The sequence below is a fragment of the Sphaerotilus sp. FB-3 genome (genome assembly GCF_023706025.1).
GTDB lineage: Bacteria > Pseudomonadota > Gammaproteobacteria > Burkholderiales > Burkholderiaceae_C > Sphaerotilus > Sphaerotilus sulfidivorans.
Genome location: NZ_BQWE01000007.1, coordinates 134,314 through 152,698, shown reverse-complemented (window position 1 = coordinate 152,698; position 18,385 = coordinate 134,314). Strand labels below are relative to the sequence as shown.

At 65.6% G+C, this 18,385-nt stretch carries 16 protein-coding genes; 2 read left to right on the top strand and 14 right to left on the bottom strand.

Going from position 1 to position 18,385, the window contains the following annotated elements; genetic code table 11:
- Nucleotides 1-18: 18 nt before the first annotated feature.
- From NFT33_RS03655 to NFT33_RS03635, 5 genes are all read right to left on the bottom strand, one after another.
- Entirely contained in the window at nt 19-912 is an 894-nt protein-coding gene (locus tag NFT33_RS03655) for an IS630 family transposase (RefSeq protein ID WP_251673211.1), read from the bottom strand.
- Between the two features lie 820 nt (nt 913-1,732).
- Nucleotides 1,733-2,560, bottom strand: a complete 828-nt coding sequence (locus tag NFT33_RS03650) for an oxacillin-hydrolyzing class D beta-lactamase OXA-2 (RefSeq protein WP_001007673.1) — start codon at nt 2,558-2,560, stop codon at nt 1,733-1,735.
- A 76-nt stretch (nt 2,561-2,636) separates the two neighbouring features.
- On the bottom strand, nt 2,637-3,428 hold the full coding sequence (locus NFT33_RS03645; RefSeq protein ID WP_018716282.1) for an AadA family aminoglycoside 3''-O-nucleotidyltransferase: 792 nt from the start codon (nt 3,426-3,428) through the stop codon (nt 2,637-2,639).
- A gap of 158 nt (nt 3,429-3,586) precedes the next feature.
- The gene (locus tag NFT33_RS03640) at nt 3,587-4,036 is read right to left on the bottom strand and encodes a GNAT family N-acetyltransferase (protein WP_251673209.1); all 450 of its coding nucleotides are present in this window, start codon (nt 4,034-4,036) and stop codon (nt 3,587-3,589) included.
- Between the two features lie 136 nt (nt 4,037-4,172).
- On the bottom strand, nt 4,173-5,036 hold the full coding sequence (locus tag NFT33_RS03635; RefSeq protein ID WP_012658785.1) for a carbapenem-hydrolyzing class A beta-lactamase GES-5: 864 nt from the start codon (nt 5,034-5,036) through the stop codon (nt 4,173-4,175).
- 335 nt (nt 5,037-5,371) lie between these two features.
- Here NFT33_RS03635 and NFT33_RS03630 point away from each other — a divergent pair, with 335 nt between their 5' ends.
- A complete protein-coding gene (locus NFT33_RS03630; protein WP_446829114.1) occupies nt 5,372-5,905 on the top strand; it encodes a phage integrase N-terminal SAM-like domain-containing protein in 534 nt (177 codons plus the stop codon).
- Here the strand turns inward: NFT33_RS03630 and NFT33_RS03625 are convergent.
- The 9 genes from NFT33_RS03625 to NFT33_RS03585 all read right to left on the bottom strand — a co-directional run bounded on the left by NFT33_RS03625 (nt 5,836) and on the right by NFT33_RS03585 (nt 17,832).
- Nucleotides 5,836-7,434: an MFS transporter gene (locus NFT33_RS03625; RefSeq protein ID WP_251673221.1), complete on the bottom strand. Its 1,599-nt coding sequence runs from the start codon at nt 7,432-7,434 to the stop codon at nt 5,836-5,838. The genes NFT33_RS03630 and NFT33_RS03625 overlap by 70 nt on opposite strands.
- A 114-nt stretch (nt 7,435-7,548) precedes the next feature.
- Nucleotides 7,549-9,063, bottom strand: coding sequence for a tripartite tricarboxylate transporter permease (locus NFT33_RS03620; RefSeq protein WP_251673207.1), 1,515 nt, complete (start codon nt 9,061-9,063; stop codon nt 7,549-7,551).
- A 19-nt stretch (nt 9,064-9,082) separates the two neighbouring features.
- Nucleotides 9,083-9,553, bottom strand: coding sequence for a tripartite tricarboxylate transporter TctB family protein (locus tag NFT33_RS03615; protein ID WP_220785369.1), 471 nt, complete (start codon nt 9,551-9,553; stop codon nt 9,083-9,085).
- 183 nt (nt 9,554-9,736) lie between these two features.
- A complete protein-coding gene (locus NFT33_RS03610) occupies nt 9,737-11,827 on the bottom strand; it encodes a carbohydrate-binding protein (RefSeq protein WP_251673205.1) in 2,091 nt (696 codons plus the stop codon).
- A 247-nt stretch (nt 11,828-12,074) separates the two neighbouring features.
- A complete protein-coding gene (locus NFT33_RS03605; protein WP_251673203.1) occupies nt 12,075-13,931 on the bottom strand; it encodes a GspE/PulE family protein in 1,857 nt (618 codons plus the stop codon).
- On the bottom strand, nt 13,928-14,764 hold the full coding sequence (locus NFT33_RS03600) for a spermine/spermidine synthase domain-containing protein (protein ID WP_251673201.1): 837 nt from the start codon (nt 14,762-14,764) through the stop codon (nt 13,928-13,930). The genes NFT33_RS03605 and NFT33_RS03600 overlap by 4 nt, the downstream gene beginning before the upstream one ends.
- Nucleotides 14,761-15,279 carry a DNA-deoxyinosine glycosylase gene (locus NFT33_RS03595; RefSeq protein WP_251673199.1) on the bottom strand — a complete coding sequence of 173 codons (519 nt, stop codon included), beginning with the start codon at nt 15,277-15,279 and terminating at the stop codon, nt 14,761-14,763. The genes NFT33_RS03600 and NFT33_RS03595 overlap by 4 nt, the downstream gene beginning before the upstream one ends.
- The gene (locus NFT33_RS03590; RefSeq protein ID WP_251673197.1) at nt 15,276-16,109 is read right to left on the bottom strand and encodes a TatD family hydrolase; all 834 of its coding nucleotides are present in this window, start codon (nt 16,107-16,109) and stop codon (nt 15,276-15,278) included. Before NFT33_RS03590 ends, NFT33_RS03595 begins: the two co-directional genes overlap by 4 nt.
- Before the next feature lie 13 nt (nt 16,110-16,122).
- Entirely contained in the window at nt 16,123-17,832 is a 1,710-nt protein-coding gene (locus NFT33_RS03585; protein ID WP_251673196.1) for an HDOD domain-containing protein, read from the bottom strand.
- A gap of 198 nt (nt 17,833-18,030) precedes the next feature.
- Between NFT33_RS03585 and trxA the strand changes: the two genes are divergently transcribed.
- Nucleotides 18,031-18,360: a thioredoxin TrxA gene (trxA, locus tag NFT33_RS03580; protein WP_251673194.1), complete on the top strand. Its 330-nt coding sequence runs from the start codon at nt 18,031-18,033 to the stop codon at nt 18,358-18,360.
- Nucleotides 18,361-18,385 lie beyond the last annotated feature (25 nt).

Genomic DNA, 18,385 nt, shown 5'->3' with positions numbered 1-18,385 from the left:
TACTGTATATAAAAACAGTCAACCATGCCACAGGAAACTCGACCACCAAGCCAATGGCTCGCTGCGCGAGCCTGCGCTCTGCCTCCCCGCCCTGAAGGACGGGGCTTCTCGCGCTTTCTGGTGATGAACCCGCAAGTTATCCACGATGAGGAATACCTTGTTTTGCGTGTCGTCGAGCAGGCCTTGCAGAAAATCGATGAAGCGCTCGGTATTGATGGCACCATCATGCAGACGAAACCGCACCAGACCTTGATTGGTCACGGCCGATATCAGCGTGATGCTGTCCCAACGCGCCGAGTGCAGCAACTGCGGTGTCTGCCCGCTCGGCGCGTAGCCTCGAATCCAAGCCGTGTCTTGGCGGATGGCCGTCTCGTCGGCCCAGTAGACCGTGCCACCCTGCGCCTTGGCTCGCCGAACGATCTCCGGATAGGTCTCGTTCGTCCACGTCTTCAGTGCGGTCTGGTCCTGCTCCCGAGCGCGCCGGGCCGGCCTTTGCGGCGTCATGCCCCAGCGCATCAGGTATTCACCAACGGTACGGATCGGCATGTCGGTATCAAACTTGGCACGGATGAGTTCCTGAACCGCACGCCGAGTCCACAGCGCATACGGCAAGCCATGGGTCGCCGGCCGATCTTGAATGATCCAGTGTCTCAGCAGCGCTTCGTCGTCACCGGACAGGGTGCGGTTTGCACCTTGCACGCGTCCTCGCCGAAGGGAAACCACATTCTCTTCACTGAACTCGTCACTGCCCAGGCGGTAACGCCTCGCCCAGACCATCATGGCACCAAGACTCACCCCCACGATCGAAGCAATTTCTGCCCAAGTTCGTCCATCCAGCCTCAAGCGGTGTGCTTGGGAACGGAGCAATTGCAGGCTTTCTTCGCCGAGGCGGCGGGCGTCAGGCTTTTTCATCAATAAATTATAATGTATTTTATTGCCTAGTTAATAAGCGGCCACATCAATCGCGAAGCGATTGATTGGTCCGCTTGAGCGAAATGTTAGGCCACTGATCGCCGATCCACAGCAGCCACATGTCTTGCGAGGTCGACTAGCAAGCCATCCCCCTGCTCGCATTGGGCGAGAAGATAGTTCCCTGACCAGTTGTCCCAGCCGGCAGCTAATGACACACCCTCCCAAACGAACGACGGCATTATGCCCTCGTCACAACCAATGACCGGCCGAGCCTCAGTGAACGGTGACCGCCGCGTAAAGCCTTGAGCAGTCAGCCACTCAACGGCGGCAAACCACTGTGGCGTGTCGTACGCCTCGAACGCGAGGAAGTTGCGGCCGTTGGCAGCTTTCAGAAGCAGCGGTGTTTCCATCAGTGGCCTAACGTTTGAATTCAGCCGACCAGCCAGCGAAGCTGGCGCGGGTCGGCTGCAATGAGAAGTTAGACATCGCCACGCCCTTTCGGTGGATTGAGTAGCCAATCCATAAGCACACGCTCCGGCGGCTTGTTATGGAAGCGAACGCACACCTCTCCACCGTCCGGATGGGGGCAAAACGAATATCCGTTCCGCATGAATTCCTCGACATCACGCTCGCTAACCCACACAGCATTCGGTTGCGGCGGGACAAAGCGTGAGTCGACGGTGGTCGCATTGATGGGAGGCCGCGAGATGTACTCAGGCTTCTCGACGTCTGAGTCCAGTCGATGCGAACGAAAAAACAGGGCTTTGATGCGTTGGTACATAGCGCTGTCTAACGTTGAAGTAACCGGCGCTGCGCGGTTTTATCGCGCAGCGTCCGAGTTGACTGCCGGGTTGGGCGGTAACGCTTCAATAGAGCGAAGGATTGCCCGCACGATTGCCTCCCTCTTGAAAAGATCATCCATTCTGTTTGGCGTATCAATATTCAGTGCGAAGAATACGGAGCCAGTCGGCCACTCAACCCATCCTACCCACCAACCCATACGGCCTTCCCAGCCCGTCTTTGCACGCAGTATCCAGTTGCGACCGGCTTCCACAATCATGAGATCCTTGACCAAGCGCTGATGTTCTACCCGAAAGGGCAGCTCGTTACGATAGAGCTTCCTGAGAAATGCAATTTGCTCCTGCGCCGAGATTGCAAGGCTGCCTTCTATCCAGTAATCGCCATTACTTGTCGAAGGATCGGCGTTGCCATAGTCGATTTTCTTCAAATAGCGCCGAGCTTTGTCATCACCAATTTCCTTTGCAAATAGCTCATACACCCAAACAGTAGAATTCCGCATTGCTGATCGCAAATCTTGGTCTTGATTGTGGCCTGCAAAGCCCCTGTTAACGCCGTCCCATCGAAAAATCTGGAACTCATCACGAACAGCGCCTGCATCAAGTGCAAAAAGTGTATGAGGTATCTTGAATGTCGATGCAGGCGAGTAGCGTTTCTTCGATCGCACAGGATCAAAAACCAACATGGCACGATCCGCTTGGCGTTCGTCTGCCACAACTATCGTGCCTTTGGCTTGAAATTCGCTGAAAAACTTCCTCCAGTCAGAACGTTCTAGCGTGCCTTCTTGCGCATGCGCGAAAGTGGCAAGAGAAAAAATGGAGAAAAGTATCGCGAAGATTCGGATTGCCATTAACTTTTCCTTAATGCCCAACGCTCGAGTTAAGCCGCGCCGCGAAGCGGCGTCGGCTTGAACGAATTGTTAGACATCATTTGCCGACTACCTTGGTGCTCTCGCCTTTCACGTAGTGAACAAATTCTTCCAACTGATCAGCGTGCAAGGCCAAGCGATCTTCTTCTTGTCCAAGATAAGCCTGTCTAGCTTCAAGCAAGACGGGCTGATACTGGGCCGGTAGGCGCTCCATTGCCCAGTCGGCAGCGACATCCTTCGGCGCGATTTTGCCGGTTACTGCGCTGTACCAAATACGAGACAACGTAAGCACTACATTTCGCTCATCGCCAGCCCAGTCGGGCTGCGAGTTCCATAGCTTCAAGGTTTCATTTAGTGCCTCGAATAGATCCTGTTCAGGGACCGGATCAAAGAGTTCCTCCGCCGCTGGACCTACCAAGGCAACGCTATGTTCTCTTGCTTTTGTCAGCAAGATAGCCAGATCAATGTCGATCGTGGCTGGCTCGAAGATACCCGCAAGAATGTCATTGCGCTGCCATTCTCCAAATTGCAGTTCTCGCTTAGCTGGATAACGCCACGGAATGATGTCGTCGTGCACGACAATGGTGACTTCTATAGCGCGGAGAGCCTCACTCTCGCCGGGGAAAGTCGAAACCTCCAGAAGGTCGTTGAGCAAAGCTCGCCGCGTTGTTTCATTAAGCCTTACAGTCACAGTAACCAGCAAATCAATATCGCTGTATGGCTTCAGGCCGCCATTCACTGCGGAGCCGTACAAATGCACGGCCAGCAACGTCGGCTCCAGATGGCGCTCAATGACACTAAGCACCTCTAACAGTTGTGTCGAAATTTCGGCGATCACTGCGTCCCTCATGATGTCTAACGCCCTAGTTAACCGGCGCCGGAGCACGAAGTGCGGAGGGTACCGCGGCAGGCCATGAGAATGCCGAAGGCATGGCCTGCCGTGGCGTCCGCGTTGAACGCCGAGTTAGGCTGGTGACAGGTGATTGTGCTGCTGATTTACTCATGGCTTTAGGGGACAGTTCGCCGAAGCGGGACCATGGTGGACTCGGAGAAGCCGTGCTTCGCATAAAAGCGCTGTGCTGATGTGTTCTCTCGATCTGTGAGAAGCGTGATTCGTCTGACCCCACTCAAGCGCGCAAAGTCAATTGCGTAATTGAGAAGCTCTGATCCGACGCCTGAGCCACGAGCGCTGGGTGATACCACCATGTCTTCGAGAAGAGCGACACGTTCACCTAGTGCCGTAGAAATGGTGAATAGTAGGTTGACCATTGCCAAAACGGTCCGGTCTTCCCTCGCAACCAGGATGGCGCCAAGATCTGGGTTGCCAATGATGGTTGATAGACCTTTGCATTGAGCTGCCGTGTCTGGCTTGAACTCAACTTCTTGAGTAAACAGCACATCTAGCAACTCACTAAGCGCTGGGACGTCTGATGCAGATGCGCGTTCGAAGATTGGCACGGTGTTTCTTCTTGTGGGCCTAACGCCTGAGTTAAGCCGCGGTGCGCAGTGGCAAGCGGCGTGCGAAGCTTAGCGTAGCACGCAAGCGCCGCCACGAAGCAACGTCGGCTTGAACGAATTGTTAGACGGGCGTCAACTATTTGTCCGTGCTCAGGATGAGTTGTGTAATAACTTGACCGACAGAGGCAACTAATTCGTCACGTTCTACGGCCGATAGTTTCGGGGCCGTTGTATACACCGCTACAGCGTAATCTCTCTCCTGGGCTTTAAAAAAACCAATGTCGTTCCGGCCCCCGTTGGCGCAAGTACCAGTTTTCTCTCCAACAACCCAATCTTTAGGAAAACCCGCTCGTAGTGTCGCGTCTCCCGTTTGGTTTCCGATCAGCCACCTCTCAATGGTGTGGGTCGAGGTGGACGTCAGTGCGCCGCCATAGAGGACTTTAGCCACAGTACGTGCCATAGCAATAGGCGTAGTTGTATCTCTGAGGTCGCCAGGTGTGTTGTCGCTCATCTCCGGCTCTTTCCGGTCTAGCCGACTCACAGAGTCGCCAATTTTACGAAAATACTGCGTCATTGCAGCAGGTCCGCCAATTTCTCTCAGTAAGAGGTTAGTAGCCCCATTGTCGCTAAGCTGCACCGCAGCTTGCGCTGCCTCGAGAACCGTCATGTGTCCCGATGCTAGAAACCGCTCCGTGGCAGGAGACCATTCGACGATCATGTCCGGCCCATATGAAAGTTTTCGATCCCCCCGCTCGGTGCCTGAGTCAATTCTTTCAAAGACCAGCGCGGCTAGCGGAAACTTGAACGTTGAGCACATTGCAAAACGCTGCGCCATTCGGTGGCCCGCGACGATCTCTCCTTGGGGATCGACGATCGCAACACCGATCTGAGCTGCTTTTTCGCGCTCTAGCTTCTCAAGATCGGTCTTGAAGGTTAATTTTTCCGACGCATATGCAGAGTGAGCGATCCCTGCCAGTAATAGTGCGTGAATGAAGCGCATGGTGATCCCTTGAGATGGAAATTATCTTTGTACGCCCGTCTAACGTAATTTAGACCTCACGGCCCTGCTGTCTAACGTGGTCGCCGCCATCTAACCTGGCGCCGGAACGGCACGCAATTTGTTGTCGGCATTGAAATTTTTCCGCAGCTTGACGCATAACCTCCCCCTAAATGGACCGTGAAACCCTGCACCGAGCACAGCCAGTCAGGCCGCCTGCACATGGCCGATCAGCATAGCCGCCAGCACGTTTTTCGTCTATCAAAGCACGCCGGCCCCCACCCGCATCCCGCTTCAGGGCGATTGGCCTCCGGCCGCCACCACGCCAGACTGCCCGCATGAACCACCCACCTCGCCGCAGCACGTCGACCGACCGCCCGCCGCTGCAGTCGAAGCGCCTGCTGGACCAGCTGCGCGAGCGCATCCGGTACCTGCACTACAGCCTGAAGACCGAGGAGGCCTACCTGTCCTGGAGCCGCGCCTACATCCGATTCCACGGCGTGCGCCACCCCAAGGACATGGGCGCCGCCGAGGTCGAGGCGTTCCTGACCCACCTGACCAACGTGCGGCGGGTCTCTGTCTCGACACACAAACAGGCGCTGTCGGCACTGCTGTTCCTCTATCGCGAGGTGATCGGCGTCGATTTGCCCTGGATGAACGAGATGGCGCGACCCACGGCCCCGCGCCGGATTCCTTCGGTGCTCACGATCGACGAGGTGGCCGCCGTGCTGCCGACCGGGCCGCGCAACAATCCGGCGTCGAAACACCGCTGGATGCGCTGCTGGGGCGGCCTGAGCCTGAATCACCGCCCCACCCCTTCCAGCGCCTCCCCCACATACCGCCGTACCTTCGGCGCCTCCGCCCCCAGGTGAAACGCCAGCCGCCGCCCGCGCAGCTGCACGTCGTCGGCCGTGAAGCGCTCCAGCCGGCGCAGGTGCTCGACCCAGGTCTCGTCGACGAAGTACTCGACATGGCGCCCGGGCTGCTCGGTATCGCGGAACAGGCCCCAGGACAGCGCGCCCTGGCGCAGCCGCGCCTGGCGGGTCAGGCGCATCACCTCGGCGAATTCGGCGGCGCGCGCCGGATCGATCAGGTACTCGACCGTGACCATGACCGGGCCCTCGTCCGGGCCGATGTCGGTGGCCGGATTGGGCGGCGAGGCGGGCAGCGCCGGGCGCAGGTCCGCCTCCTGGCCGGAGACGGTGAAGCGGCGCACCGCCAGCAGCACCAGCGGCCCGCAGAGCGCCGACACGATCAGCGCGGTCGGCACCGAGGTCCAGCCCGCCAGATGGCCCCAGGTCGCCGCCCCGGCGGCCGAGCCGCCCATCAGCGCCATCTGGTAGGTCGACATGCCGCGCGCGCGCACCCAGTTGGGCAGCGCGAGCTGCGCCGACATCGTCAGCGTGTTGGCGGTGGCGATCCAGGCCATGCCGGCCAGCGCCATGCCCAGCGCCGCCAGCCACAGCCAGGGCGCCAGCGCCACCACCAGCGTCATCACCGCCACGATCAGCGAGCCGATGCCGACGATGCGGTCGCGGCTGTGGCGCTCGCGAAGGCGCGGCAGCGCCAGCACCGCCGTCATCGCGCCGCTGCCCATGCAGGCCATCAGCAGCGTGAAGCCCCCGGCCCCGCCGCCGAGCCGGCGCGCCACCAGCGGCAGCATCGCGGTCAGCGCGGTGCTCAGGAAGAAGAACACGAACACCCGCAGCAGCACCGCGCGCATGCGCGGGTTCTGCGCCACATGCTGCACGCCCACCCGCATCGCGCCGACGAAGCGCTCGCCCGGCAGCGCGCTGATGCGCGGGCTGCTCTTCCAGCGCAGGATCTGCACGAAGGCCAGCAGCGACAGCACCGCATTGAGCACGAACACCGCCGCGCTGCCCGAGGCCGCCAGCACCGCACCGGCCACGATCGGACCGAGAATGCGCGAGAGATTCATCGCCATCGCCTGCAGCGCCAGCGCCCCCGACAGCGAGGCCGCCGGCACGATCTCCGGCACGATCGCCGCGAACACCGGCCAGCGCGCCGCCAGCCCGATGCCGTTGGCGAAGGTCAGCAGCAGCAGCAGATGCGGCGTGATGCCGTCGGCCAGCGCCAGCAGCGCCAGCAGCAGCGCCACCAGCGCCACCCACAGCTGGGTGGAGGCGAACCAGCGCCGCCGGTCGACGATGTCGGCCAGCGCCCCGCTGGGCAGGCCCAGCAGGAAGACCGGCAGCGTGGACGCCGCCGAGACCAGGGCCACCATCACCGCGCTGTCGGTGAGCTGCGTCATCAGCCAGGCGGCCGCGACATCGTTCATCCACATCGTCAGGTTGGCCGCCAGCCAGGCCAGCCAGAGCATCCGGAACACCGGCAGGCGCAGCGGCTGCAGCGCCTGCGGCAGGCGCTCGGGATCAAGCATCGTCTTCAAGGTCACAGGCATCGTCCGTCCATCCGACCCATCATCATGGAAATGAAAAAGGCCCCACCGGGGGGTGGGGCCTTGGCAGGAATGCGCTCAGGGCAGGACGCCGTGTCAGTCCGCGTCCTGGAAGGCTTCCTCGCGCTTGTTGCGGATCGAGGGCAGCATCACCACCACGATCATCAGCAGCGCCGCGATCAGCAGGCCGGCCGACAGCGGGCGGCTCATGAAGGTGGTCCAGTCGCCACGCGACAGCAGCAGCGCGCGGCGCAGGTTCTCTTCCATCATCGGGCCGAGGATGAAGCCCAGCAGCAGCGGCGCCGGCTCGCAGTTCAGCTTGTAGAAGATGTAGCCGATCAGGCCGAAGATCACCGCCATGTACACATCGAAGTTGTTGTTGTTCAGCGTGTACAGGCCGATGCAGCAGAAGGTCAGGATGGCCGGGAACAGGAAGCGGTAAGGCACGGTCAGCAGCTTGATCCAGATGCCGATCATCGGCAGGTTCAGGATCACCAGGATCAGGTTGCCGACCCACATCGAGGCGATCAGGCCCCAGAACAGCTCGGGGTTGCTGGTCATGACCTGCGGACCCGGCTGGATGCCCTTGATGGTCATCGCGCCCACCATCAGCGCCATCACCGCGTTGGGCGGAATGCCCAGCGTCAGCATCGGGATGAAGCTGGTCTGCGCGCCGGCGTTGTTGGCCGCCTCGGGGCCGGCCACGCCGCGGATGTTGCCCTGGCCGAAAGGCACTTCGCCCGGACGCATCTTCACCTTCTTCTCGATGGTGTAGGCCGCGAAGGACGACAGCAGCGCACCGCCACCCGGCAGCACACCCAGCAGCGAGCCCAGCGCGGTGCCGCGCAGCACCGCGGGGAAGGCGTCGCGCACGTCTTGCCGGGTCGGCATCAGGCCCTTGACCTCCTTGGTGAACACCTCGCGCTGCTCGGCCGGACGGCCCAGGTTGGAGATGATCTCGCCGAAGCCGAACACGCCCATCGCGATGGTCACGAAGCCGATGCCGTCGGTCAGCTCAGGAATGTCGAAGCTGAAGCGCGGCACGCCCGAGATCACGTCGGTGTTGATCTGGCCGATCAGCAGGCCCAGGATGATCATCGCGATCGCCTTGACCAGCGAGCCCGAGGCCAGCACCACCGCACCGATCAGGCCCAGCACCATCAGCGAGAAGTACTCGGCCGGGCCGAACTGGAAGGCCAGCTCGGTCAGCGGCGGCGCGAAGGCGGCGATCACCAGCGTGCCCACGCAGCCGGCGAAGAAGGAGCCCAGACCGGCCGCGGCCAGCGCCGGGCCGGCGCGACCCTTGCGCGCCATCTGGTAGCCATCGAGCGAGGTCACCACCGACGAGGCCTCGCCGGGCACGTTGATCAGGATCGCGGTGGTCGAGCCGCCGTACTGCGCACCGTAGTAGATGCCGGCGAGCATGATCAGCGCCGGCGTGGCGTCCAGCGCGTAGATCGACGGCAGCAGCATCGCGATCGTCGCCACCGGGCCGAGGCCGGGCAGCACGCCGATCAGCGTGCCCAGGATCGCGCCCATCAGCGCGTAGAACAGGTTCTGAAAGGTGACGGCCGTTTCCAGGCCGAGCGCCAGGTTGTTGATCAGGTCCATGCGAATCGCCTCCCGCGGGTCAGGCGCCGGCGCCGAAGATCGTCGGCAGCAGCGGGATGGTCAGGTTCAGGCCCTTCGAGAAGACGGCCCACGAAGCCACGGTCAGCACCGCGGCATTGATCAGCGCGCCCTTGATGGAGAACTCCTCGCTCGCAGTCGAGGAGATCAGCACCAGCAGCGGCAGCGTGATCAGCATGCCCAGGCGCGGCAGCAGGAAGCCGAAGAGCGCCACCGAGCCCAGAATGATGAACAGCGGCCGCCAGGCGAACGCGCCCACCGGATCGCCGTCGCCACCGGACTTGCCCAGCGCGCCGAACAGCACCATCGCGCCCAGGACGGCCATCAGCACCCCCAGTCCGAAGGGGAAATAGGCTGGCCCCGGACGGGCCGAACTGCCGAAGCTGTACTCGAGCGAACCGACCGCGAATGCGACCCCCACCCCGATGAACATCAGCCCCGACCAGAAATCCTTCTGGCTCTTGATTTGCACGTCATCTCCTCGAATGTCGGAAAACAGGATGCCGCGATTCTAGAAAGCGGCTGATGACGCGCAGCTGTGGGGACCACTTAGCAGGATGCTGGCAAATGATGCGGGAAAACCCTCGAATGGCAGAAACTGCGCCTGTTTCTGCCCGAATGCAGGTCGGGGCACGATCCGCCCCGACCCACTCGCTCACTGCACCACCAGATCGCGGATCCAGATGGCGCTGTTGAGCGAACGCAGACGCACCACGCTGAGACCCGCCGGCAGCGCGGCGCTCAGCACGCTGCTGGCCACCGGCTGCCCCGAGGTGCTCGCAGGCAGCGTCCAGGTGCCCGCGGTCTGGCCATTGATCAGCATCTCCACCTGCGCACCGGCCGACGCATCGTAGGTGCGCAGGGAAAACCGGTAGGTGCCGGCCGCAGCGGCGCGCACCGGAAGCAGGATCGACTCGGCAAAGGCGGCTCCCCGGGTGCCGGGCCCGAAGCGGATCGCCTGGCCGTCATAGCCCCAGGAGCCGCTCGCCCCGCCGTAGAGCTGACGGAAGAGCTGCGGATCCTGCAGCCACACCGTGCCCGGAACCGTCGCGCCCAGCGTCGCACCGTTCTTGCGTGTCAGCCGGATCGCGTCGATGGCCTGCAGCTTGACGGTATCGGTGTCCGACACCGTGCTGGTGGCCCCCGGCAGGCCGTTGACGAAGTCCCACGGGCCGGCACCGCTGTAGACGTAGTAGTTCAGCATCTGTCCCCCCTGCGCCTGGTAGACCTGATGGGCGGCATGCATGCGCTCCAGCATGCGCGGATCGGCGTTGTAGGCCGCAGACACCGATCCCGGCCAGCTCGCCGAGCCCAGCGGACTGCCGCCAGGAGCGGGCCCGCCCTCGTAGGCGACCGACTTCAGGCCATAGCCGCGCATCCAGGTCGCATCGATCGCCGTGCGCATGGCGAACTGCGGTCCGGGCAAGCCTTCGAAGAAGGCCGTCATCTGTGCCGGATCGGCGGGATCGGTCGGCTCGGCCGAGGACTCGTAGTAGGCCGCCCCGCCGCCGCCCCACCACAGCTCGCTGACCTTGCGAGGTGCCACCGAACTGACAATGCGCACCGTCTTGCCATTGACGGTGCGCATCATGCTGTAGTAGCCCTCGGCCCAGCGCAGCGCCTCGCTCATGTAGGCGTTGCCATCGGCCACCTGGGTGGCCAGGATCGGCCGGACCGTGCTCATCATCGCCGCATCGCCATAGATCTTGCGGAACGCCAGACTGACCTGCGAGGAGCGCCAGGCGATCCAGCGGCGGTGGGCCGTGTAGAGACCGTCCTGGGAGGTCGCGTCGACCGCACCATCATGGTTGATCGGGTGGGCGCGCGTCTTTCGTGCGGCATCGGCCAGCCCCAGCGACCAGCCGTAGCCGAAAAAGCCCGGGCTCCAGTTCCACAGCTCGTTGCCCAGCTCCACATAGACCTTCAGGCCTGTCCTGAGCGGCGGCCAGACCGGATTGGCGCGGGCCGAGGTGTACGGATTGACCCCGTCGGAGCCATAGCGCAGCAGCTGGGCCAGCCGGGTCAGGTAGGCATCGTCGGCGCGGGTCGGCACATTGATCCACAGATCGTTGCCGGTGGCATTGGCCAGCTGCACCAGCAGCTCCCAGGGCTGACCCTTGCCCGTGGCCACGGCGCCGATGTGCCGGGCGTTGGTCCGGCTGGCCCAGGTGATGTCGGCATTGCTGTTGGCCGCGACGAAGTCCATGCCACGAATGACATGGAACTTCTTCATCGCGGTCAGGAATTCGTTCGTGAACAGCACCGATCCATCGGTCGGATAGCCCGGACGCCAGAGCCGGACCTCGGTCACGCCGGTGTCGAGCGCCGAGCTGGCCGTGCGACGGGTGTTGTCGAAGGTGAGCCAGGCGTTGTCGCGGATCGCCACCGGGATCACCACATCGGCGGTGGTGGTGTTGGTCGACGCGGTGTAGACCGCGTTCTGGATGAAGGGACGCTGGTCCGAGCCGTCGGCCGGCACGCCGGCAACACTCAGCGAGGCCTGTCCCTTGAAGATCAGCTTGTAGACGCCCGGCCCCATGCGGGTCGAGGTGAAGATCATCAGCGCGTCGCGCGTCGGCGCGCCGTCGGCATCGACCGGTGCATCGCCCCACTGGGGCGTGCGGAACTGGCTCTCGCGCACCACGTCGGCGGTCGCGAAGGCGCCGCTGTAGTAGTTCAGGGCATTGATGCCGATGCCCAGATAGGGCCAGCTGCTGTCGACATCGACGCGGGAGGGAACCGCCACCGCAGCTCGCGCATCAGGCGTCGAGGCATCGATCGTGGCGACAGGCGGGCCGTCGCCGCCACCACAGGAAACAAGACCCAAGGCCAGCAGACAGGCCCCGGCACGGCGATGAAGTGAAGTTTGTGCACGCATGGTTTGCGTTTTTTCACTTTCGGCCTGCACCCGCCTGACTCAGCGCAAGACAAGGCCTTCCGACCCTGAAAATCTGCAAAGAACCGGGATTATTCGACGCCGGAGCAAGCGGCACTCACCTTGCGGCCGGGGCGGAGCGGACACCCTCCTCCCAGGCCGGCGTCGAGCGCAGCACCTCGTCCAGCGTGGTCTGGCCCTGCGCGACCAGGCGCAGGCCGGCGCGGCGCAGCGGCTGCAGGCCGCCGGCCAGCGCGGCCTGGCGCAGCCGTTTCAGGTCGGGTTCGGCCTGCAGATGCTCGCGCACCGCCGGATCGATCTCGAGCAGCTCGAACAGGCCGAGCCGGCCGCGGTAGCCGGTCTGTCGGCAGGCCGGGCAGCCGACCGGGCGCATCGGCTGCGGCACCTCGTCGGGCTCGAGCAGCGGCAGCCGGCCCAGCGCCTCCTGCAGGGTATGCAGCGTCAGCGTCTCGTCGGGTGCACGGCAGTCAGGACAGAGCCGGCGCACCAGGCGCTGCGCCAGCACGCCCGAGAGCGTCGCGCCGATCAGGTAGGCCGGCACGCCCAGGTCGAGCAGCCGGGTCACCGCGCTGGCGGCGTCATTGGTGTGCAGCGTCGAGAACACCAGGTGGCCGGTCAGCGCCGCCTGCACCGCCATCTCGGCGGTGGCCAGGTCGCGGATCTCGCCGACCATGATGATGTCCGGGTCCTGGCGCATCAGCGTGCGCAGGCCGCTGGCGAAGTCGAGCTCGACCGCCGAGTGCACCTGCGTCTGGTTGAAGGCCGGCTCGATCATCTCGATCGGGTCCTCGATGGTGCAGATGTTGACCTCGTCGGTGGCCAGCGCGCGCAGCGTGGCGTAGAGCGTGGTGGTCTTGCCCGAACCGGTCGGGCCGGTGACCAGCACGATGCCATGCGGCTGCGCGACCAGGCGCTGCCAGCGCGCGGCGTCAGCCTCGCCGAAGCCCAGCGCCTCGACCGGCTGCACCGCGGTCTCCGGGTCGAAGATGCGCATCACCAGCTTCTCGCCGAAGGCGGTGGGCAGCGTCGACAGGCGCATCTCGATCTCGTCGCCGCGCGGGCTGCGGGTCTTGATGCGGCCGTCCTGGGGCCGGCGGCGCTCGATCACGTCCATGCGCGCGAGCAGCTTGATGCGCGCGGTCACCGCGGCCATGACGGTCTGCGGCAGCTGGTAGGCGGTGTGCAGCACGCCGTCGATGCGCAGCCGGATCAGGCACTGCTCGCGCCGGGGCTCGAGGTGGATGTCGCTGGCGCGCTGCTCGAAGGCGTAGGTCCACAGCCAGTCGACCACCTGCACGACGCCCTGGTCGTTGGCGTCGAGCTGGCGGTGCTTGCCCAGCTCGACCAGCTGCTCGAAGTTGACGCCGCCCAGACTGGCCTCGCCGGTCTTGCGCGCCGCCTTGACCGAGCGGGCGAGCTGGTAGAACTCGGCCGTGTAGCGCGCCAGCTCCAGCGGGCTGCAGACCACCCGGCGCACGGTGCGCCGGGTGTGGCGCGCGATCTCGTCGACCCAGTCGGTGACGAAGGGCTCGGCGGTGGCGATCACCACCTCCTTGGCGCCGACCTGCACCGGCAGCACCCGACGCCGCTCGGCATAGCCGGCCGACATCACCTCGGTGACCCGTGCGACATCGACCTTCAGCGGATCGATGCGCAGATAAGGCAGCCCGGCGCGCTGCGCCAGCCAGCGCGTCAGCGCCTCCAGGTCGAGCGCACGGCCGTCGCGGGCATCGACCAGGCTGGCCCCGGCCAGGCGCACCAGCGGATGCTGGGCGCTGTCGCCCGCGCCCAGGCGCTGCGCGAGCTGCACCGCATCGTCCGGGCGCACCCGGCCGTCCTCGACCAGCCAGCCCAGCGTCTGGCGCCAGCTCAGCGGCCCGCCGGGCTCGGTGGCGGCGGGCACCGCTCGACGCGCCGTCGCCGCCGGTGGCGGCACCCGCGCCGGGCCGCTCATTCGGACGGCTCCGCCACCGGCGCCGCAGCCCGGGCCTTGCGGGGAGCGCGCACCGGCGGCAGCGGCTGGATCAGCCCCAGCCAGCGCACCGCCTTCAGGCCGCAGCGCGCGGTGACGGCCTCGGCGCGCTCGCGCAGCACCGCCTCGTCGGGAAAGGTGCCGGCACGCAGCGCCAGCACGATGGTGTTGCCCTCCGGCGTGGGCGCGAGCATGCGCACCGTGCCGCCCGACGCAGCGAAGGCCGCCTCGATGCGGCGCGCGCTGCGCGAGAAGCCGGCATTGCGGCCGAACAGGTTGACCGTCATCACGCCGCCATCCGTCAGCACCTCGTGGCAGCCGCGGTAGAACGCGTCGTCGTCGAGCACCGGCGCGGCCGCCTCGTGGTCGTAGAGGTCGACGCTCAGCACGTCGGCGCTGCCGTGGTGGGCCGCGTCCTGCACCCAGGCGCCGGCGTCGGCGATCTGCACCGACAGGCGCTCGTCGTCGGCCGGCAGCCGGAACCACTGCCGGCACGCCGCCACCACCTGCGCGTTGAGTTCGACCGCGGTGGTGCGCAGCCCCAGCTCGCCGTGGCAGAAGCGCGTCAGCGCCGCCGCGCCCAGGCCGAGCTGCACCACGCGGGTGTCGTCGAGCGCGGCCAGGTCGCGCAGCAGCAGCCAGGCCATCATGCGCTGCACATAGTCGAGCTCGAGCGAGCGCGGCTTGCGCAGCCGCATCGCGCCCTGCACCCACGGCGTGTCGCCCAGGTGCAGATAGCGCACGCCATCGAACTCGGAAATCGTCGCGGAAGGCAGCTCGCCGTCGCGGCGGCGGGAACGGGAAGCGGAAGTCATGCCAGATCGTAGCGCGCGAATGTTTCCCGCCAGGCCGCGAGCTTGCGCTCGAAGGACCAGCCGGCATTCGCCGGGCTGGTCGAGGGCAGGCGGTGCACCGACAGCCCCAGCGCCTGCAGCCGGCGCATCGTGCGTGCCGACTCCGCGCCGTTGTGCGCCACCGCCTCCAGCCCCGGCGCGATGCGGCGCAGGCCGGCCAGGTCGTTGAGTTCGGCCGCCTCGATCGCGCTGTCCAGGCTGCCCTCGCGGCGCACCCGCGCATAGACATCCCACAGCCCCAGCCCGCGCTCGCGCAGCACCTCCAGCCGCTCGGGATACGGCAGGGCCCGCAGGTCAAGCCTCCAGAGCGCCGACAGGATCGGCCAGAACTGGTTGCGCGGATGGGCGTAGTACTGCCGCTGCGCCAGCGAGGCCACGCCGGGAAAGCTGCCCAGCACCATCAGCCGGGTGCGCGGCCCCACGACCGGCCCGAAGCCGGCCAGCGGCAGGGCCTCGGGCGCACCGGTGCCGCTCATGTCGCCGCTCCGATCAGCGCCGCCAGCCCCGGCAGCGCGGCGCAGGCATTGGCACGGGTGATCTCGGCCGTCTCCTCCAGGCTCCAGCCGCGCAGCGCCGCCAGCGTCCCGGCGATGCGCGGCAGCTCGGCGGGCTCGTTGCGGCTGCTCTCGCCGGCCGCGCGCTCGGCGGCGGTGCGGTAGAGCCAGTGCGGCGGAATGTCGGGCGCGTCCGTCTCGAGCACGATCGCCTCGGCCGGCAGCGTCGCGGCCAGGCGGCGGATCTGCAGCGCGCGCTCGAAGGTCATCGCGCCGCCGAAGCCCAGCTTCAGGCCCAGGTCGACGAAGGCGCGCGCCTGCTGCTCGCTGCCGTTGAACGCATGTGCGATGCCGCCGCGCACCGGATGGCGCCGCAGCAGCGCCAGCACCGCATCGGCCGAGCGGCGCACATGCAGGATGACCGGCAGGTCGTGGCGGCGCGCCAGCTTCAGCTGCTCGGCCAGGAAATGGCGCTGGCGCGCTGCGTCCAGGCCGGGCTCGAAGCCGTCGATGCCGATCTCGCCCACCGCCACCCGGCGGGGATCGTCGCGCGTGGCCGACAGCATCGCGTCCAGCCGCACCAGCGAGTCCTCGGGCTCGGCCGCGCCGGTCCACAGCGGATGCAGGCCCAGCGCGTAGGGCTGGCCGGTGCGCTCGGCCAGATGGCGCAGCGGCTCGAAATGCTCGGCGGTGACCGCCGGCAGCACCAGGCAGGAGACGCCCCTTGCGTGCGCACGCGCCAGCACCGCATCGCGGTCGGCGTCGAACTCGGGGGCGTCGAGGTGGCAGTGGGTGTCGATCCAGAGTGGCATCAGCCCGGCAGGGTCAGCGCATGTGGCGCGAGAGCTTCTCGCGGGCACGACGCATCGCGCCGCGCACCTGGCCTTCGTCGAGGCCGAGCGTCGAATGGTAGCGCCCCACCAGCACGGCCAGTGCCACCGGCTGCTCCGGCTGCGGCAGATCGGTAATGCGCAGCACCCCGTTGGCGAAGCTGCCAGTCAGCCGCGACCAGGCCTCGAGGCTTTCGGGCATGCGCACCACCGCATCCTCGCTCAGCGGCCGTACCAGATGACGCAACGGCTCGGCCAGCCCCCACAGGCGCATGAAGGCGATCGCCATCGCCTGCAGATCGACCCCGAGTACCGACTGGGCCGCCAGTTCCGGCGTGATCGGCTTGTCGGTGCCCTTGCTCGAGATGACCAGCCGCTGGATCTGCGCCACCTCGTCGGGAAAATGGTAGAGGCCCAGGATCTGGCCGAAGTTCTGGAAGATGCCGGCCAGCGCCGCGCCCTCCGCGTCCGTGCCGCCGGGCGCGACCTCGGCCGCCAGATAGCCGGCCAGATGGGCACGGTCGATCGCCTGGGCCAGCTGGGCCGCATGATGCGGCTTGGCGGTGCCCGGCCAGGCCTGCTGGCCATTGCTGACCCGGCGCAGCCCGTCGGTGCCCAGCAGAGCCATGGCCCGCTTGACGCTGGTGACCGCAGCGCCCTCCTCGCCGGCGGCCGCCATCTCGCTGGCATTGGCGGCGCGCAGCATCGACAGCGTCAGCGCCAGGTCCTGGCGCAGCACCTCCACCATCTCGTCGAGCCGGCCCTTGTCCATGCCGGCGATATGGGCCACCCGCTCGCGCAGGCCTTCGGTGGCCGGCAGGTGGCCGTTGCGGCGCAGCTGGGCCTGCAGCATCGCATCGAAGCCGCCGTCCTCCGGGTATTCGGTGTAGTGCCAGCCACTGAGCGCACGGTGAAAGCTGCGCGCATGAATGAAGCGCCGCTGCGGATTGGTCTCGACCGCCCGGTCCAGCATCAGCCGCAGCGAATCGGCGATCGGCATCGGCAGCTCCTGAGGCAGGCTCAGCTTGCTGGTGGGCCAGCGATCCAGCAGCGCGGGCATGTCGGCCTCGCCATGCGGCGGTGTGCCCTGGATCCAGTGCTGGATCAGCAGGCATGCCCCCGCGATCTCGCGCCCGAGCAGCCCGCCGCCCAGACCACCGGCGCTCGGAATACCCTGCGACCGCGCCCCGGCAATCGCGACGCCCAGACCCAGGCCCCACAGCGAGACCTTGTCATGCGTGTCGAAGGCCAGGGTGTGCAGACCGAGATCGCCATGCGGAATGCTCGCCTCGTGCGCATAGGCCAGACCTTCAAGCAGCTCGCAGCCATTGCGGACCAGCGAGCGCAGCGCGGGCGGCGCAAAAGTGTCCTCGATGCGCGCAGGCAGATGCTCCGGATCGCACAGCGTGGCCACATAGGGAAACCGGTCGACGCAGCCGACCTCATGGGCTGGCAGCAGTCGCGGATGCTTGAGCTGCGAGGCCTTGCGGGCCTCCTCGACGCAGCGCTCGCGCACCACCTGCGAGTTGACCGGCTGACGCGCGGCCAGCAGCCGCACCGGCTGATCGGTGCGGGTGTCGCGAGCCAGCCACGCGATCGTCAGCGAGCTGCTGCCGATCAGGCGGATCAGGGTGTAGGGGCCGAAGCTGCGCACGGCGGTGGCAGGTGCGGCGGCAGGCACGGCGGCGGAGACGTCCTGGTTCATGTCGGTGTTCTTTTCCTGATTCCTGATCGATGCCTCGGCGGAACAGGCCGGATTCACGCCCCCGGGCATCGGGAATGGCGCGCGAACCACGGCGCCGGAGCGGACTCCGGCAGGCCTGCCACGGGTATCGGCTGGTTCATGCCAAAATCACAGCCGTCTTTTCCCCTGTCACCTCCTGTCATCTGCGACGGAATCTTCATGAGCAGCGATCTCATCAAACACATCTCTGACGCCACCTTCGAAGCCGAGGTGCTCCAGTCCGACAAGCCGGTGCTGGTGGACTACTGGGCCGAGTGGTGCGGCCCCTGCAAGGCGATCGCTCCGGTGCTCGACGCGGTGGCGGCCGAATTCAAAGGCCAGCTCGTCGTCGCCAAGATGAACGTCGACGAGAACCGCGACGTGCCGGCGCGTTTCGGCATCCGCGGCATCCCGACGCTGATGATCTTCAAGGGCGGCGACCTGGCCGCCACCAAGGTCGGCGCGCTGAACAAGGCGCAGTTGACCGATTTCATCAAGTCCAACCTATAATTCGTCTCACCTGCAGCGGCGCCCG

Coding starts and splice junctions, on each gene's coding strand:
- NFT33_RS03595 (WP_251673199.1), bottom strand. CDS start 15,279: ATGAGCGGCACCGGTGCGCCCGAGGCCCTGCCGCTGGCCGGCTTCGGG.
- NFT33_RS03590 (WP_251673197.1), bottom strand. CDS start 16,109: ATGCCACTCTGGATCGACACCCACTGCCACCTCGACGCCCCCGAGTTC.
- NFT33_RS03600 (WP_251673201.1), bottom strand. CDS start 14,764: ATGACTTCCGCTTCCCGTTCCCGCCGCCGCGACGGCGAGCTGCCTTCC.
- NFT33_RS03620 (WP_251673207.1), bottom strand. CDS start 9,063: ATGGACCTGATCAACAACCTGGCGCTCGGCCTGGAAACGGCCGTCACC.
- NFT33_RS03645 (WP_018716282.1), bottom strand. CDS start 3,428: ATGAGGGACGCAGTGATCGCCGAAATTTCGACACAACTGTTAGAGGTG.
- trxA (WP_251673194.1), top strand. CDS start 18,031: ATGAGCAGCGATCTCATCAAACACATCTCTGACGCCACCTTCGAAGCC.
- NFT33_RS03630 (WP_446829114.1), top strand. CDS start 5,372: ATGAACCACCCACCTCGCCGCAGCACGTCGACCGACCGCCCGCCGCTG.
- NFT33_RS03585 (WP_251673196.1), bottom strand. CDS start 17,832: ATGAACCAGGACGTCTCCGCCGCCGTGCCTGCCGCCGCACCTGCCACC.
- NFT33_RS03635 (WP_012658785.1), bottom strand. CDS start 5,036: ATGCGCTTCATTCACGCACTATTACTGGCAGGGATCGCTCACTCTGCA.
- NFT33_RS03650 (WP_001007673.1), bottom strand. CDS start 2,560: ATGGCAATCCGAATCTTCGCGATACTTTTCTCCATTTTTTCTCTTGCC.
- NFT33_RS03655 (WP_251673211.1), bottom strand. CDS start 912: ATGAAAAAGCCTGACGCCCGCCGCCTCGGCGAAGAAAGCCTGCAATTG.
- NFT33_RS03605 (WP_251673203.1), bottom strand. CDS start 13,931: ATGAGCGGCCCGGCGCGGGTGCCGCCACCGGCGGCGACGGCGCGTCGA.
- NFT33_RS03625 (WP_251673221.1), bottom strand. CDS start 7,434: ATGCTTGATCCCGAGCGCCTGCCGCAGGCGCTGCAGCCGCTGCGCCTG.